This window comes from Acetobacter sp. KSO5 (assembly GCF_044094635.1).
In the GTDB taxonomy this organism is placed as follows: domain Bacteria; phylum Pseudomonadota; class Alphaproteobacteria; order Acetobacterales; family Acetobacteraceae; genus Acetobacter; species Acetobacter cerevisiae.
In genome coordinates, this window is record NZ_CP172014.1 from 2883481 (window position 1) to 2897993 (window position 14513).

General features: G+C 55.1%; 14 protein-coding genes, 2 tRNA genes and 1 pseudogene. 9 read left to right on the forward strand and 8 right to left on the reverse strand.

Annotation, left to right across the window (positions count from 1 at the left end; genetic code table 11):
- Positions 1–45: 45 nt before the first annotated feature.
- Positions 46–955 (reverse strand): annotated as a pseudogene (locus ACHQGU_RS13015) (transposase).
- A 113-nt stretch (positions 956–1068) separates the two neighbouring features.
- On the opposite strand from ACHQGU_RS13015, the gene ACHQGU_RS13020 reads away from it, so the two are divergent.
- Entirely contained in the window at positions 1069–1245 is a 177-nt protein-coding gene (locus ACHQGU_RS13020; RefSeq protein WP_395495301.1) for a hypothetical protein, read from the forward strand.
- A 109-nt stretch (positions 1246–1354) separates the two neighbouring features.
- On the opposite strand, the gene ACHQGU_RS13025 is transcribed toward ACHQGU_RS13020, so the two are convergent.
- The 4 genes from ACHQGU_RS13025 to gatC form a co-directional block, all read right to left on the reverse strand.
- Positions 1355–1446: transfer RNA gene (locus ACHQGU_RS13025), tRNA-Ser, on the reverse strand.
- 139 nt (positions 1447–1585) lie between these two features.
- Complete coding sequence (gene gatB / locus ACHQGU_RS13030) at positions 1586–3040, reverse strand: Asp-tRNA(Asn)/Glu-tRNA(Gln) amidotransferase subunit GatB (RefSeq protein WP_395495302.1); 1455 nt, start codon at positions 3038–3040, stop codon at positions 1586–1588.
- The gene (gene gatA / locus ACHQGU_RS13035) at positions 3037–4521 is read right to left on the reverse strand and encodes an Asp-tRNA(Asn)/Glu-tRNA(Gln) amidotransferase subunit GatA (RefSeq protein ID WP_395495303.1); all 1485 of its coding nucleotides are present in this window, start codon (positions 4519–4521) and stop codon (positions 3037–3039) included. Before gatA ends, gatB begins: the two co-directional genes overlap by 4 nt.
- Positions 4521–4808, reverse strand: a complete 288-nt coding sequence (gatC, locus tag ACHQGU_RS13040; RefSeq protein WP_043550130.1) for an Asp-tRNA(Asn)/Glu-tRNA(Gln) amidotransferase subunit GatC — start codon at positions 4806–4808, stop codon at positions 4521–4523. Before gatC ends, gatA begins: the two co-directional genes overlap by 1 nt.
- Positions 4809–4883: 75 nt before the next feature.
- Here gatC and ruvX point away from each other — a divergent pair, with 75 nt between their 5' ends.
- From ruvX to ACHQGU_RS13065, 5 genes are all read left to right on the forward strand, one after another.
- Entirely contained in the window at positions 4884–5351 is a 468-nt protein-coding gene (gene ruvX, locus ACHQGU_RS13045) for a Holliday junction resolvase RuvX (protein WP_395495304.1), read from the forward strand.
- 144 nt (positions 5352–5495) lie between these two features.
- Positions 5496–6077 carry an endoglucanase gene (locus ACHQGU_RS13050; protein WP_395495305.1) on the forward strand — a complete coding sequence of 194 codons (582 nt, stop codon included), beginning with the start codon at positions 5496–5498 and terminating at the stop codon, positions 6075–6077.
- A 397-nt stretch (positions 6078–6474) separates the two neighbouring features.
- Complete coding sequence (locus tag ACHQGU_RS13055; protein ID WP_062247906.1) at positions 6475–6678, forward strand: hypothetical protein; 204 nt, start codon at positions 6475–6477, stop codon at positions 6676–6678.
- Positions 6679–6865: 187 nt separating this feature from the next.
- Complete coding sequence (locus tag ACHQGU_RS13060) at positions 6866–7333, forward strand: hypothetical protein (RefSeq protein ID WP_062142063.1); 468 nt, start codon at positions 6866–6868, stop codon at positions 7331–7333.
- Between the two features lie 157 nt (positions 7334–7490).
- Positions 7491–8639, forward strand: a complete 1149-nt coding sequence (locus ACHQGU_RS13065; protein WP_395495306.1) for a type I restriction endonuclease — start codon at positions 7491–7493, stop codon at positions 8637–8639.
- A 324-nt stretch (positions 8640–8963) separates the two neighbouring features.
- Here the strand turns inward: ACHQGU_RS13065 and ACHQGU_RS13070 are convergent.
- Positions 8964–9038 (reverse strand) — tRNA-Val (locus ACHQGU_RS13070).
- Positions 9039–9104: 66 nt separating this feature from the next.
- Here ACHQGU_RS13070 and ACHQGU_RS13075 point away from each other — a divergent pair.
- Positions 9105–10028, forward strand: coding sequence for an N-formylglutamate amidohydrolase (locus ACHQGU_RS13075; protein WP_279185022.1), 924 nt, complete (start codon positions 9105–9107; stop codon positions 10026–10028).
- Positions 10029–10055: 27 nt separating this feature from the next.
- Here ACHQGU_RS13075 and ACHQGU_RS13080 read toward each other — a convergent pair whose 3' ends face one another.
- Positions 10056–10937 carry a glycosyltransferase family 2 protein gene (locus ACHQGU_RS13080; RefSeq protein WP_395495307.1) on the reverse strand — a complete coding sequence of 294 codons (882 nt, stop codon included), beginning with the start codon at positions 10935–10937 and terminating at the stop codon, positions 10056–10058.
- A gap of 111 nt (positions 10938–11048) precedes the next feature.
- On the opposite strand from ACHQGU_RS13080, the gene ACHQGU_RS13085 reads away from it, so the two are divergent.
- Positions 11049–11435, forward strand: a complete 387-nt coding sequence (locus tag ACHQGU_RS13085) for a DUF333 domain-containing protein (RefSeq protein ID WP_395495308.1) — start codon at positions 11049–11051, stop codon at positions 11433–11435.
- Between the two features lie 138 nt (positions 11436–11573).
- Entirely contained in the window at positions 11574–13469 is a 1896-nt protein-coding gene (htpG, locus tag ACHQGU_RS13090) for a molecular chaperone HtpG (RefSeq protein ID WP_395495309.1), read from the forward strand.
- Positions 13470–13550: 81 nt separating this feature from the next.
- Here the strand turns inward: htpG and mazG are convergent, their stop codons facing one another.
- Complete coding sequence (gene mazG, locus ACHQGU_RS13095; RefSeq protein WP_395495310.1) at positions 13551–14450, reverse strand: nucleoside triphosphate pyrophosphohydrolase; 900 nt, start codon at positions 14448–14450, stop codon at positions 13551–13553.
- Positions 14451–14513: the final 63 nt, after the last annotated feature.

Below are 14513 nucleotides of genomic sequence, written 5' to 3' on the forward strand. Positions count from 1 at the left end.
TGATCTGCGTTTTAAGCAGATCTGGGAAGATCACCCGCTGGATTGCTATGCTGCTGCGCTGATCCGCTCCAAGAAGAGGAAGCGACGCATATTATAGACGATATTGGCCAGCCCGACCCTCATTGTAGGCCGGGTGATACCCACTGTTCGGATAAACAGCCCGGTCTGTGACGTCTGGTCAGCAAAGACATGCTCGACCCGCGATCGGATGACCGACTTTCCAGCATTCGATTTCCGGATATGTCGGGGCAGCGGTTGTTTTCCATTTGCGGATCAGCCGAAACTTCCGGTCGATGGAGACGTGGGATTTGTAGCCAAAGAACGGGATGGCGAGATCCGTTGCGGGGATCGTCCCGTCATCCTGCCATTTTGCTTTCGTGAATTTCAACGCCCAGCACGCAAGACGGTCCTTGTGGGATAGTTTAGACGGCTTGTCCTGCCAGTCCTGTGGGGGCTACCCTTCACGCAGGTCGGCCTTCTCCACGTTGGTATTGCGCTCCTTTGGAGACGCCGCCAGTGTTGCGTCCAGGATCTGGCCTGACATCGGCAGATAGCCTGCGTTGCGCAGGATTGTATCAAAGCGATTGAATAGCCCATCGATCGCACCTGCCTGGGTCAGACGCTCGCGAAATAGCCAGATGGTTTTGGCATCAGGCACGCGGTCCGACAGGCCCAGACCAAGGAAGCGCATGAAGGAGAGAGGGTCATTGATCAGGTATTCTGTCCGCTTATCAGACAAATTGTTCAACGTCTGGATGACCAGAATCTTGAACATCAGCACCGGATCGAATGGCGGTCGCCCGCCTTTGCTCCCGTCTGAATAGGCCAGTGCCTTGTCCAACTCCGGGCGGAACACCTCAAAATCTAAAGTCCTGGAAAACGCTTCGAGTTGGTCACCCAGACCGCTCAATCGCGAAGGCCGCTCCTCAACATCAAAGAAACCCGACTGCTTCATCTCCTCCCCCCCCAATCAAGGCGAAAGATATCGAATCACAGAGAGAGGCCCAAAACCAGAGGGTTTTTCGAACCCTCCAAGTCTATGCGAACTTCTTATCTAATGTCGGTCAGGTGCAGCTGCACACCTTTGCTGTGCGCAAGCTCAAGGCTGACGGGAACATTTACCGCCTCTCGCGCCATCTGGGACACAGCAGCGTAAAGGTGACTGAGCAAAATTATCTGGGATATTTGACTGTGGAGGAGCAGGAGCGCGTTCAGTTTAGCTCCGAGCAAGGCGTGCTGGATTAAGCGGGGTCCCCACAAAATCCCCCACACAAGGCAAAAATTATGTGGGGAGTTGCCCCACAAAAACCGTTAGAGGCGGGGAGAAATAATTCAATTAAATCAGGGAGATATATGGCGGAGGGGATGGGATTCGAACCCACGATACAGTTTAACCCGTATAACGATTTAGCAAACCGTCGCCTTCAGCCTCTCGGCCACCCCTCCGCAAGAAGAGTATGAAGTTTACACGACGTTTGCAGGGATACTTTTAGGGGGTTCTGAGCGTTCCGTCAAACCCCCTAAAAGACTTATTTGCAGGTTATTTTAACGCTCTGCAAAAATTTATCCGCCGGACCGGACCGCCTCAGGCGTCCAGTCTGGACTTCAGCGCCCCGTTCACCAGAGCAGGGTTTGCTTTACCCTTGGTTTCCTTCATCACCTGCCCGACAAAGAATCCGAACAGCTTGTCCTTACCGGAGCGATATTCGGCCACTTTGTCTGCATGTTTGGTCATGACGGACTCAATTGCGGCATCAATCACGCCGGTATCGGTCACCTGACGCAGACCTTTTTTCTCCACAATGGCTTCCGGGCCTTCACCCGTCTCCACCATGTCTTCAAACACCTCTTTGGCAATCTTGCCGTTGATGGTGCCATCCGCAATCAGGTCCAGCATCTGGCCCAGCGCTTGCGCACTGACAGGGCTGGTTTCAATGGTCTTGCCGGTGCGGTTCAGGGCGGCAAACAGGTCACCCGTCACCCAGGAAACCGCCAGCTTGCCGTCACGCCCTTTGGCAACGGTTTCATAAAAATCCGCAACAGCCTGCTCGGCAACCAGAACACCGGCATCATAGAACGGGATGCCGTATTCAGACTGGAAGCGGGCACGCTTGGCGTCCGGCAGCTCCGGCAGGGCGGCCTTCAGTGCGTCCACCCATTCCTGCTCAATCACCAGCGGCAACAGGTCCGGGTCCGGGAAGTAGCGGTAATCATGCGCATCTTCCTTGGATCGCATGGTGCGGGTTTCACCACGAGCGGCATCGAACAGACGCGTTTCCTGATCAACCTCGCCCCCGTTTTCCCAGATTTCAACCTGACGGGCCGCTTCAACCTCAATCGCCTGCATGACAAAGCGGATGGAATTGACGTTCTTGATCTCACAGCGCGTGCGGAACGGCTCACCCGCTTTGCGGACGGACACATTCACGTCCGCGCGCATGGAGCCTTCTTCCATGTTACCGTCACACGTGCCCAGATAACGCAGAATCTGGCGCAGTTTGCGCAGATAAGCCCCGGCTTCTTCCGGCTCACGGATGTCGGGCTCGCTCACAATTTCCATCAGCGCCACGCCGGCCCGGTTCAGGTCCACCATGGATTTGGTAGGGTCCTGATCATGGATCAGCTTGCCGGCATCCTGCTCCATATGCAGGCGCGTAATGCCGATCTTTCGGGTTTCACCATTGGACAGCTCAATTTCAATCGTGCCTTCACCCACAATCGGGTGGGCAAACTGGCTGATCTGGTAGCCCTGCGGCAGATCCGCATAGAAATAGTTTTTCCGGTCAAACCGGCTTTCCAGATTGATGCGGGCATTCAGGCCCAACCCGGTCCGCACAGCCTGCGCCACGCATTCCTTGTTGATCACCGGCAGCATGCCGGGGAATGCGGCATCAACCAGACTAACCTGAGAGTTCGGCTCCGCCCCAAATGTGGTGGATGCCCCGGAGAACAGTTTGGATTTGCTGACAACCTGGGCATGGACTTCCAGCCCCACCACAATTTCCCAACTGCCGGTTTTGCCTTCAATCACGTAGCTCATACGCCTGCCTCCGCATGCAGGGTGGGCTTGTGGGCAAAGCCCGCAGCCGCTTCCAGCGCGCCGCCAACAGACAGCACGGTTTCTTCATCAAAATGTCGGCCAATAATCTGCAACCCAAGCGGCAGACCTTTGGAATCCAGCCCCACCGGCACAGACAGAGCCGGAACCCCGGCCATGCTCGCAGGCACAGTGAAGATATCGTTCAGATACATCTGCACCGGGTCATCCATGTTCTCACCCTGCGCAAAGGCTGCACTCGGTGCGGTGGGGGTCAGCAGCACATCCACCTGCTCAAACACCTGCACAAAGTCACGCTTGATGAGCGTGCGCACTTTCTGGGCTTTCAGATAATACGCATCGTAATACCCGGCGGACAGCACATAGGTGCCCATCAGGATACGGTTGCGCACTTCCGGGCCGAAGCCTTCCGCACGGGTGCGTTCATAAATGCCGTCCAGTGAGGCAGCGTCCTTACGCTCACCAAAGCGAATGCCATCATACCGCGCGAGGTTGGAAGAGCATTCTGCGGGGGCGATAATGTAATAAGTCGCCAGACCATATTTGGTGTGCGGCAGAGAGACATCGACCACTTCACAGCCAGCCTCACGCAGCCAGGCAATGCCCTGCTCCCACATTTTGGCAATTTCTTCCGGCATGCCGGGAGCGCGATATTCTGCAGGAATACCAACCCGCAGCCCCTTCACGCTCTTGCCAACAGCCTTGGAAAATTCCGGCACGGGGCGGTTGGAGCTGGTGCTGTCTTTTTCATCAAACCCAGCCATGGCTTCCAGCATCAGCCCGGCATCCGCCACGCTGCGCGTCATCGGGCCTGCCTGATCCAGAGAGCTTGCAAAGGCAATCGTGCCCCAGCGGCTGCAACGACCGTACGTCGGCTTCAGCCCGACAATCCCGCAAAACGCGGCAGGCTGGCGGATAGAGCCACCCGTATCCGTGCCGGTTGCAGCCAGTGCCAGACCAGCGGCCACAGCCGCAGCAGAACCACCGGAAGAACCACCGGGCACCAGTGCTGCATCATCACCCTGACGTTTCCACGGGTTCAGCACAGAGCCGAACGCGGAGGTGATGTTGGCGGACCCCATAGCAAATTCATCGAGGTTGGTTTTACCCAGAAAGACCGAACCGGCATCCAGCAGGCGCGCCGTCACGCTGCTTTCATACGGCGGCACAAAGTTGGCCAGCATTTTGCTGGCGGCGGTGGTTTTCACACCCTTCGTGCAGAACAGATCCTTCACGCCAACCGGCAGACCGTCCATCAGCCGGGCTTCACCCTTGGTATAGCGGGCATCGGCGGCATCAGCGGCGGCCAGCACATCCTGCTCGGGCAGAACCGTAATATAGGCGTTCAGCTGCTTATTCAGGCGGCCAATGGCGTCCAGATGCGCCTGAGCAAGCTCACGGGCAGAAAATTTACGGGCTTCAAGCCCAGCACGCGCTTCGGTGAGCGTCAGTCCGGTCAGCATTATTCAACAACCTTGGGTACTGTATAGAAGGGGCCGGATTTTTCCGGCGCGCAGGAGAGGATGGCGTCCCGGCAGTTGCCGTCCGTCACCACATCCTCACGTTGGCGCAGGGCCTCTGTCTCGGTGCCCACCATGGGGGGCACGCCCTCAACATCCACCTCAGAGAGCTGATCAACCCAGCCCAGGATGCCATCCAGCTTCTGGCGGACGGTTTCAAGCTCCGCATCTTCAAGGCCGATGCGGGCCAGTTTTGCAATACGTCGGGTGGTCGCGAGGTCGAGCGACATGAAAGCAGACTCTCTTCAGCTATGGAGGAAAAAAGCCCTAGCATAATCGGGCGCAAGGCAACATACCGTGCAGACATGGCTCTGTTCAACCTTACCGACCTCGCCGCCACTCTGGCCCGTGAAGCGCGCCTGCTGGGCATTGACCCCGGCCGCAAACAGGTGGGGCTGGCGCTGTCCGATGTCTCACGCATGGTGGCGACCCCGCTGGAGACCGTAAAACGCGGCAAGCTGGGGGCCATGGCGGAGCATATCCGTGCCCTTGCGGCCAAGCACGGCATTGGTGGAATGGTAGTGGGCATCCCCCTCTCACTGGACGGATCCTTCGGCCCGGCGGCACAGGCCAGCAAGGACTGGGCCACCGCCCTGTCCGACCAGACCGGCCTGCCCGTTTGCCTGTGGGATGAGCGACTCTCCTCCTCCGCCGTCAACCGGATGCTGATTCAGGAAGCCGACCTCTCCCGCAGCAAGCGGAATGAAGTCGTGGATCAACTGGCCGCCGCCTATATTCTGCAAGCAGCGCTGGATTGCCTCCCGCGCACTTGAAACCTTCTGGCACTTCAATGCGTTATGGCCTGAAGACTGAAAACGAGGTCACGCCATGCTCCCGGCACGGGCTGATCTCACATTTGCCATAAAGCGACGGCAAGACATTTGTAACGTAGCAAAAGACGTATGGAGGCCATTTCAATGACGTTTGCGACATTCCGGATCGCCCTGACCACAATGCTGGGGGCCGCAGCCTTCACGCTCAGCCTGCCCGCAGCTCATGCAGAAGAACAGGGCCCCGTGAATCGAGCGTGGAATAACACGCGTCAGGCCACAGATACGGCGTGGGATAAGACCAAAAACGGGTCCGAAAAGGCTTGGGACAAGACCAAAGAAGGCACTAACAACGCCTGGGATAAGACCAAGAACGGATCCGAAAAGGCCTGGGACAAGACCAAAGAGGGCACGAACAACGCCTGGGATAAAACCAAAAACGGAACCGAAAAGACCTGGGACAAGACCAAAGAGGGCACGAACAACGCCTGGGATAAAACCAAAAACGGGACTGAGAAGACCTGGGACAAGACCAAAGAAGGCACCAACAACGCCTGGGATAAAACCAGGAACGGGTCCGAAAAGGCATGGGACAAGACCAAAGAGGGCACTTCTGACGCCGCTAAATCCACCAAAAACTGGGGCAAGCGCACCGGTAAAACCATTGGTAACTGGGGTGACAAGGCTGGCAAAGATATCAGCAACACCTTCTCTGGCGACAGCAAATAAACGCCTGACGCCAGGGGTTCCGGCCCCGGCGCTTAAAAAAGCCCCGTCCTCTTCTGGAGGCGGGGCTTTTCTGTATCCGATAAAGAAAACTATCAGCAGCCTATGAACAGGCGCGACGAGCCCTGCGACGCTGCGCCGACCGCACCCGGGCTGACGCACGCACTTTGCGGACAATAGCTTTCAAACTAAGCCAGTATGCCCAAAATGCTGTCATGATAGCCTCCCAATACTGTGATTGTTTAAAATAATGGATGATAATGTCTCCAGTATGACGGTTATTTCTCTAAATAGTCACAAATCATTGCCTCTATTATTTCATAGAAACGTCACATCCTGCCCCATTAAGGGATGCTAGAACACCGTCAGTTCCGCTCACAAACGGCAGAAGACATTTGCTATGAAACGCTCTCTGACACCTGTCGGCACAACGCCCATCAATGAAAAGTGGCGTGAAGCCGTGCATGAAACACTCCGAAAAACTTTGCTCTATATCTGGGAACAACCGGACTACACGCCTCTTCAGGCACGGCGGGACGCACAGAGTGGCAAAAACCACTTTGTCTCCTCCACACCTGCTCTGGCCAGCCACACCGGACAATAACGCCCCCGGCACACGATGGTTTGCCCGAGATGTTTGACGGGTTTTGAAAAATAGACCACCCACTCTTCGGGGAAATGATTTTTCTGACCTGTGCCCTCGTCCCCTTATGGGAACGGAACCCCTTTCCAAACGTCTTTATGCGGACAGGCTTTTGCCTGAACGCATTCTGAGGGAGGAAAGTTTCCAGATGCACCATTTATCCCGCATCACATTTGCAATTGGCAGTATCATGCTGATGCTGTTGGCGGTGCTTCTGGCGACCTTTGGCATGTCAGGGCTGGTGGAAACTCTCCTGCACTCATGGCAGGACGGCCAGAAGGCTGTGGTGCATGCCATTAGCTATGTCGTGATTTCCATGGCGGTCTTTGATGTCGCCAAATATTTTATGGAAGAAGAGGTTATTCTCTCCCGCGGCAAACAGACGCTGGGGGAAGCCCGCACCAGTCTGACAAAATTCATCACCTCCATCATTATTGCCGTTTTTGTTGAAGGCTTGGTGGGAATTTTTGAAACCAACAAGGAAAATCCGGTCACCATTCTCTATCCGGCGTCCCTGCTGCTTGTCGCCACAGGCATTGTGCTTGCTCTGGGTATTTATCAAAGACTGAGCGTGACGGCAGAACGCGAGAAGAAGCAGGACAATTTAACGGACTAAAAATAAATCATCTCGCAGTAACGGTATTTATTTTTAGAATTTTATCAAAAAATATTTATTACATATTTGCATTTGATTATTTCAGAATTTTCTTTCTTGAATTGCGATATCAAGTGACGCTTTATGATTTTACGACATTTTTTATCGGATAATACTCATGACTGACGATTTTCGCCAAAAATTCAAAACATTCTCTGAGAGAATGGTAAACGTTGCTTCCAAGTGCATCAATGAGGAAGCAACGAAACTCTTCCTCGTGCTGCCGCTCGTCAATTTTCTGGGTTACGATACAATGAACCCAGATGAAGTCTGCCCCGAACATAATGCAGACTTCTCTGACAAATATAAAAACAGAGTGGATTTTGCCATTCTGAAAAATAATGAGCCCGTTATCGCAATTGAATGTAAGGCCTTAGGCGCTCCTCTTAAAGACGACAGAGGACAATTGCGCTCTTATTTTAACGCCGCCCCAACAGTCAAAATGGGCGTCATCACAGATGGTATGGTTTACGAATTCTATGCGGATTCCGACGAACCAAACATGATGGACCCCAATGCTTTTCTTTCCTTCGACTTGCATGACATTGCCAAAGGGAAAATCGAAGATTCAGTTGTCGATGGCTTAAAAAGCCTCCAAAAATCAAATTTTGATCCAGAAAATATTGGCGCCGAAGCAAAAAGAAAGCTGGTTTTTCAGAACCTGGTCCAACAAATTGAAGATTTAGCGCAAAACCCAAGCGAACCTTTTGTTCGGCTACTTTTACAAAACATTGGCTTAAGTCACGTCCGCTCCAAAGCCATGACTGACTATATTGTGCTTACAAAAAGTGCCTTCAGCGAATTTGTGAATCTGAGGATACTTCAACGACTGGACCTGCCTACAAAAGACAAAGAACCTGAAAAGCAACCTATTGCAGCCGATCTTCCAAAAGCAGACAGTGATCAAACCAAAGAGCCTGAAATAGTCCCTTCAGAAGAAGAAATTTATATTTTTGAATATACTAAGAAAAGATTAGCTTTTCTCTCAGACACAGATGAACTCTTCTCTGCTACAGATTCAATAGAATACAAAGATTACAAGGGGAAGTTTGTCATCTATTACGGAAAAGAACGTGCAGGAAGACTGTTTGATTTCTATGAAAGTAAAGAAACAAAATATAAATTTGATTTTGGGCCGGATTTTGGAGGAGAAATCAGCACAGATTCTCTCGAAATCATCGACCAAAGCCTTCTGAATGTCTTTAAGGCGCGTGTTGAAGAAATGACTCCCAAAGGAAAGAAAAAGAAAGCTACGACAGAAGGGTAATATAAAACTCGCCCTGGCACAGGAAACCAGATTCGCTTTCCTTATGCGTACTTATTTATAAATTTTGTACGCAATATGGTTTCCTGTGCACTTAACCACAAAATCAAAGCACTTCTAAAATAGAGGACAGATGTCACTCTAGAAGGGTCAATGCCTCTTTTTTATTAGGATGCTATGCTTTCACGCATAAATGCCTCCGACGGCGCGGATCTGGCACAGATTTCACCCCAAAACTACGGCCGGCGAAACAGCAAAACTCTGCTTGGGCGTTTTTATATTACGCAATTTAATTGGAAAATAATAAGGGAAATCACCGGTCAAAGATGGTGGGCGCAACAGGGATTGAACCTGTGACCCCTACCATGTCAAGGTAGTGCTCTACCGCTGAGCTATGCGCCCATCTTTGACCGTGGGCCGCGTTCTATCGCGCTTGCGTTCAAAGTGCAAGCCCTCAATGATGGTCAGATGAAAAATATTACGCATAGCCTGATTCACCGGGGTCTGGCCCGTGTTTTGCCGGGCATGCCAGCCAACGTTCCAGAGGGAGCAGACCGCGTGCAGGCTCCCGCTCCTGTGCTGGTATCAGGCCAGCCTGCAACCCCCGTGGTGCTGGCCTCCCCGCATTCCGGGCGCTTTTACCCGGAAGCCTTTGTGCAGGCGAGCCGCCAGTCACTGGCCATTCTGCGCAGTGGGGAAGACAGCTATGTGGAAGAACTGGCCACCGATGCGCACACCCTGGGGCCAATGCTTGTCCACGCGACCTTCCCTCGCGTTTTCTGTGACGTGAATCGCGCAGCGTGGGATCTGGACCCGCGCATGTTCAACACACCGATTCCAGCTTTTGTGCGCGCCACACATCGGGGGCTTGCCGGACTGGGGTCTGTGCCACGCATTGTTGCGGATAACCGGCAGATTTATCGGACACGCATGCCCTTTATGGAAGCCGCACTCCGAATCCGGGATTACTGGATGCCGTATCACGCTGCTCTGGCGACCGCCCTCCGCCGGACGCACGCGCAGCACGGAACGGCCCTGCTGCTGGACCTGCATTCCATGCCAGACGCGCCAGAGGCCGGAAATCCGGATTTTGTTCTGGGTGACGTCCACGGTGCCAGCTGCGCCTCCGCTCTGGCCGACAAAGCAGAAGAGATCCTGCAGGATATGGGTTTTAAAACATCCCGCAACACGCCCTATGCTGGCGGTTACATCACGCAGCATTATGGCCGCCCGCGTGAAGGGCTCCATGCCCTGCAGATCGAAATGCGTCGCAGCCTGTATATGGATGAAAAAACACGCGAGAAAAACCGTGATTTTTCCATTCTCAAACACGCCATTTCTCAGCTTACAGAGAGCATGATTGCCACTCTGCGCACACTGGACAGCCCGTAACCCCTACCCTTTCCAGAAAGACGTTTTTTAAAACGCTTTCAGAAAACGATCCGGGATTCTGTGCAGATTGCTTTCCCCTCCAGATTCCACAAGACTGGCCAGATCAAGATCCGCCAGAGAGGTTTCTGAGCGTGTTGCCTGAAATTTTCTCAGGAAATTGACCATGCTCCGGTCCGGCACCCGATGAGAAACACCATGATTCAAACTGCGGGCACGGGCACTCCATTGCAAATTACGGGTCACACCAAGGCGCTGGAGAAGGTGAGTCTGATCAGCATATTTCAGGTGGAACATCCATAAGGCCGTGTCCAGCGTGGCGGGTTCTTCGCACTCATGGAACCCCGCCGTCCACGTGAGCGGCACAGAGGCAAGCAATGTCTTACACGACCAGCTCCGCACCGCACCGTAAGGCCGCTGAGCCAGCACCGGCTTGTCCCATTGCACAGGAGGCAGGTCCGGCGCGCAGTCGATCACATCCACCCCCACGCAGCGGATGGCTGTATGCTGAGCGTGCGCAACATAGGCGCGCAGCGACGAATAGCGCGCAGGGTCAGCAACCAGAAATTCATCACAATCCGTGAAAAGAACGTAGTGATACGATTCAAGCAGTTTCTTCTGGAACGCTTCAATCTGCGCACAGCGGTCAACTTCGTCCAGTTCATCCCGACGGATCGGAACAATCTGACATCCGGGCAGGTCAGGCAGGCTGTCACTCCCGTGGTCCAGCACAAAAAGATTCCCGGCTCCGGCCTGCCTGCGATAATAATTCGCCCACACAGGCAACATGCGATGTTCATTATAGACCATCGTAAACACCGCCAGGGGTTGACGGGTATCACGCGGCTTAAGGCCGAACAGCCGCCGGAAGAGGCGTTCCCCGGTGGCCCGTAATCGTGTCCATCCCGTCATCAGCGTGTCCTTCCCTTCTGGGTTTGGCGGGCAATGTATCATATTGCCTCACTTGTAGCTTTGCCCAATGATAGCTTGATCCAACACTCTCTTGCAGGAGACGACAGGCTTATGCGCGGACCATTTTTCACAGCTCACATGCCTTTTCATGAGAAAACCGCTGGCGTGGCAGCACTGGGCCTTGCTCTGCTGGGTCTGGCCGCATGTCAGCCTGCCCCGACCGGCACGGCGCGTCCCCACGGCCTTACCCCGCAAAACAGCACGCCAGCAGGCACCACAGAAACGCCCTCAGCAACCTCCCCACAGCGGAGCAAATTGATTGGCATGGCCAACCCGGCCTCCGTCCATTGCGTGGATGCGGGTGGCAAACTGGAAATCCGCACCGGGTCTTCTGGCAGCCAGTATGGCGTCTGTCACATGCCGGACGGTAACAGTTGTGAGGAATGGTCCTTCTTCCGCACCGGACAGTGCAAGGCTGAAACGCTGCAAAACCGATAACGTTCTGCTCCGGGAGATATTGAAAAATTCTCCCGTTCATCTCATTTCTTAAGGGATGCAGGAGGTGGCGGCATTTGGCCTGAGGGCAAACGCTGCTGCGCTCATGATGCAATGTCACGCATGAATGCGGGGAAAGAGATGACTGAAACAGCCACGGGCACCACGCCCACACAGGGCAGCGAAACACGGGAATTCAGCGCAGAAGTCGGGCGGCTGCTCGATCTTGTTGTGCATTCGCTCTACTCCGAGCGGGAAATTTTTCTGCGCGAGCTGGTGGCCAACGCAGCCGACGCCACGGACCGCCGTCGCTTTGAGGCGCTGACCGATGGCGCCCGCGCCCTGCCGGAAGATGCAAAAATCCGCATCAACCCGGAAAAAGATGCCCGTCTGCTGACCATCAGTGACGATGGCGCGGGCATGAGCAAGGAAGAACTGGTCTCCAATCTGGGCACCATTGCCAAATCCGGCACCCGTGCCTTTGGCCAGAAGCTTGAAGATGCAAAACCGGAAGACCGCCCGAACCTGATCGGCCAGTTTGGCGTGGGCTTTTATGCCGCGTTCATGGTGGCGGATAAGGTTGATGTCGTCTCCCGTCGCGCAGGCTCGGATGACGCATGGCGCTGGACGTCTGACGGCAAGGGCTCCTACACGCTGGAACCCGCCACGCGTGAAAAAGCCGGGACGGACATCACGCTGCACATCAAGGAAGACGCAGACGAGTTCCTTGATAGCTGGCGTCTGGAAGCCATTATCCGCAAATGGTCCGACCATATTGCCTGGCCCGTCACCATCATCAAAGATGGCAAGGAAGAAGCCGCTAACGAGGGCACGGCCCTGTGGCGCAAGCCGCGCAGCGAAATTACCGAAGATCAGCTGAACGAGTTTTATCGTCACCTCACCCACAATTTTGATACGCCGTGGGACACGCTGCACTGGCGCGCAGAAGGCACGATTGAATTCTCTGCCCTGCTGTTCATTCCCGGCAGCCGTCCGTTTGAGTTTGCCGAGCAAACGCGGGAAAGCCGGCTTCGCCTGCATGTCCGCCGCATGTTCATCACGGATGAAGCTGATATTCTGCCAACATGGCTGCGCTTTGTGCAGGGTGTGGTGGATACGGAAGATCTGCCGCTCAACGTCTCGCGTGAAATGCTTCAGGCCACCCCGGTTCTGGCCCGTATCCGCAAGGCCGTGACCGGCAAGGTGATGGGTGAACTAAAAACCCGCGCCAAGGATGAAGAAGCCTACGCAACCTTCTGGGAAAACTTCGGCCCCGTGCTGAAGGAAGGCATGTGGGATGATCCGGCACACCGCACGGAAGTAGCGGCCCTCAGCCGGTTCCGCTCCAGCGCTGTAGACGGCCTGACGTCTCTGGACGCTTACATCAGCCGCATGAAGCCCGAACAGGATGCCATTTACTACCTGACGGGCGACAACGCAGAAACACTGGCGGCCTCTCCGCAGATTGAGGGCTTCAAGGCTCGTGGTGTGGAAGTGCTGCTGCTGTCTGACGCGGTGGATTCCTTCTGGCCGGAACGTCTGGGCACGTATGAAGGCAAAGCGCTGCGCAATGTCGCTCAGGGCCAGACGGACCTTGAAAAATTCGGTGCTCCGGCAGAAAGCGATGCTGAAAAAGCCGATATGGACACGCTGGTGCCCGCGCTGAAAACCGCACTGGGTGACACAGTCTCCGATATCCGCGCCACAGACCGTCTGGTCAACAGCGCCATGGTGCTCACGGCGCCGGAAGGTGGCCCTGATCTGCAACTGCAGAAACTGATGCAGCGGAGCGGTCAGAGCCTGCCGTCTGTGACACCGGTGCTGGAACTCAACCCGGCCCATCCGATTGTCCACCATCTGGCGGCCCTCGTGAAAGCCGGGAAGCCGGTCGATGCGCTGGCTCACATTCTGCTGGACGTCGCCAGCATCCAGAATGGTGAAGCCCCCAAGGATGTTAACGCCTTTTCCCGCAGGCTGATGGACTATCTGGCTGGCGGTGTTGAAACCGACAGCACGGCAGAACCTGCCAAAGACTGATCAGATTTTCTGACTTAGTCGATCAGGAAACCGGTTCCTTCAACAGAGGGGGCCGGTTTTTTTGTGTTTTAGGGACTGCGGTTAGCCATCACGCTTTTTCACGCGGTTCCAGACCTCATCCAGATACGCAACAGGCTCATCCTGCATGGAGCGGCCCTCTTCCGCCAGACAGGCTTCGACCGCCTGAAAGCGCCGGGTGAACTTGTCACACGCCTGCCGCAAACAGGCTTCCGGGTCCAGATCCAGCCGCCGAGCCAGACTGGCAAGCGAGAAAAACACGTCTCCCAGTTCATCCTGCATTTTGGCTCGGTCATTTGCCTGCATTTCCACGGCAAATTCTTCCATTTCCTCATGCACTTTGGCCACAACGCCCTGCACATCCGGCCAGTCGAACCCTACACGGGCCGCACGAGACGCAATTTTTGAGGCCCGAAGCAGCGCCGGCAATGCTGGCGGAATGCCCGCCAGCGCACTGGACTTCTGGCCCGGTGCGCTCAGCTTCTGCCGCTCTTTCTCTTTCAACTGCTCCCACTGCCCCGGCATGGCAGCAGAGGTCGTCGGCCCGGAAGGGGGTGCAACAGCATCCGCCTGCGTGCCCAGCACCTCCGGCCCGAACGTGACATGCGGATGGCGGCGGATCATTTTTTCCGTAATCAGGCGGGCGACGGTCGCAAAATCGAAATGCCCTTCCTCTTCCGCCAGACGGGCCTGATAGACCACCTGCAACAGCAAATCGCCCAGCTCATCCGGGAAGGCCTGCCAGTCCTGCTTCTGGATGGCGTCCAGAACCTCATAAGCTTCTTCAATGGCGTAAGGCGCAATGGTCTCGTGCGTCTGCTCCCTGTCCCACGGGCAGCCATGCTCGGGGTCACGCAGGCGGGCCATCAGCGTCACAAGGCGCGTCAGTTCACGGGCTGCATCCGTCTGGTCGCCCGTTTCGGGCTGTGTGGGTGCCGAAGAGGCTGTGTTTTTTGCAACCATAAGATCCCGTGTTCCCTTTCAATCCTTTGTGTTTTCCATCCGTCGGGCCACAGAGCTATGCTC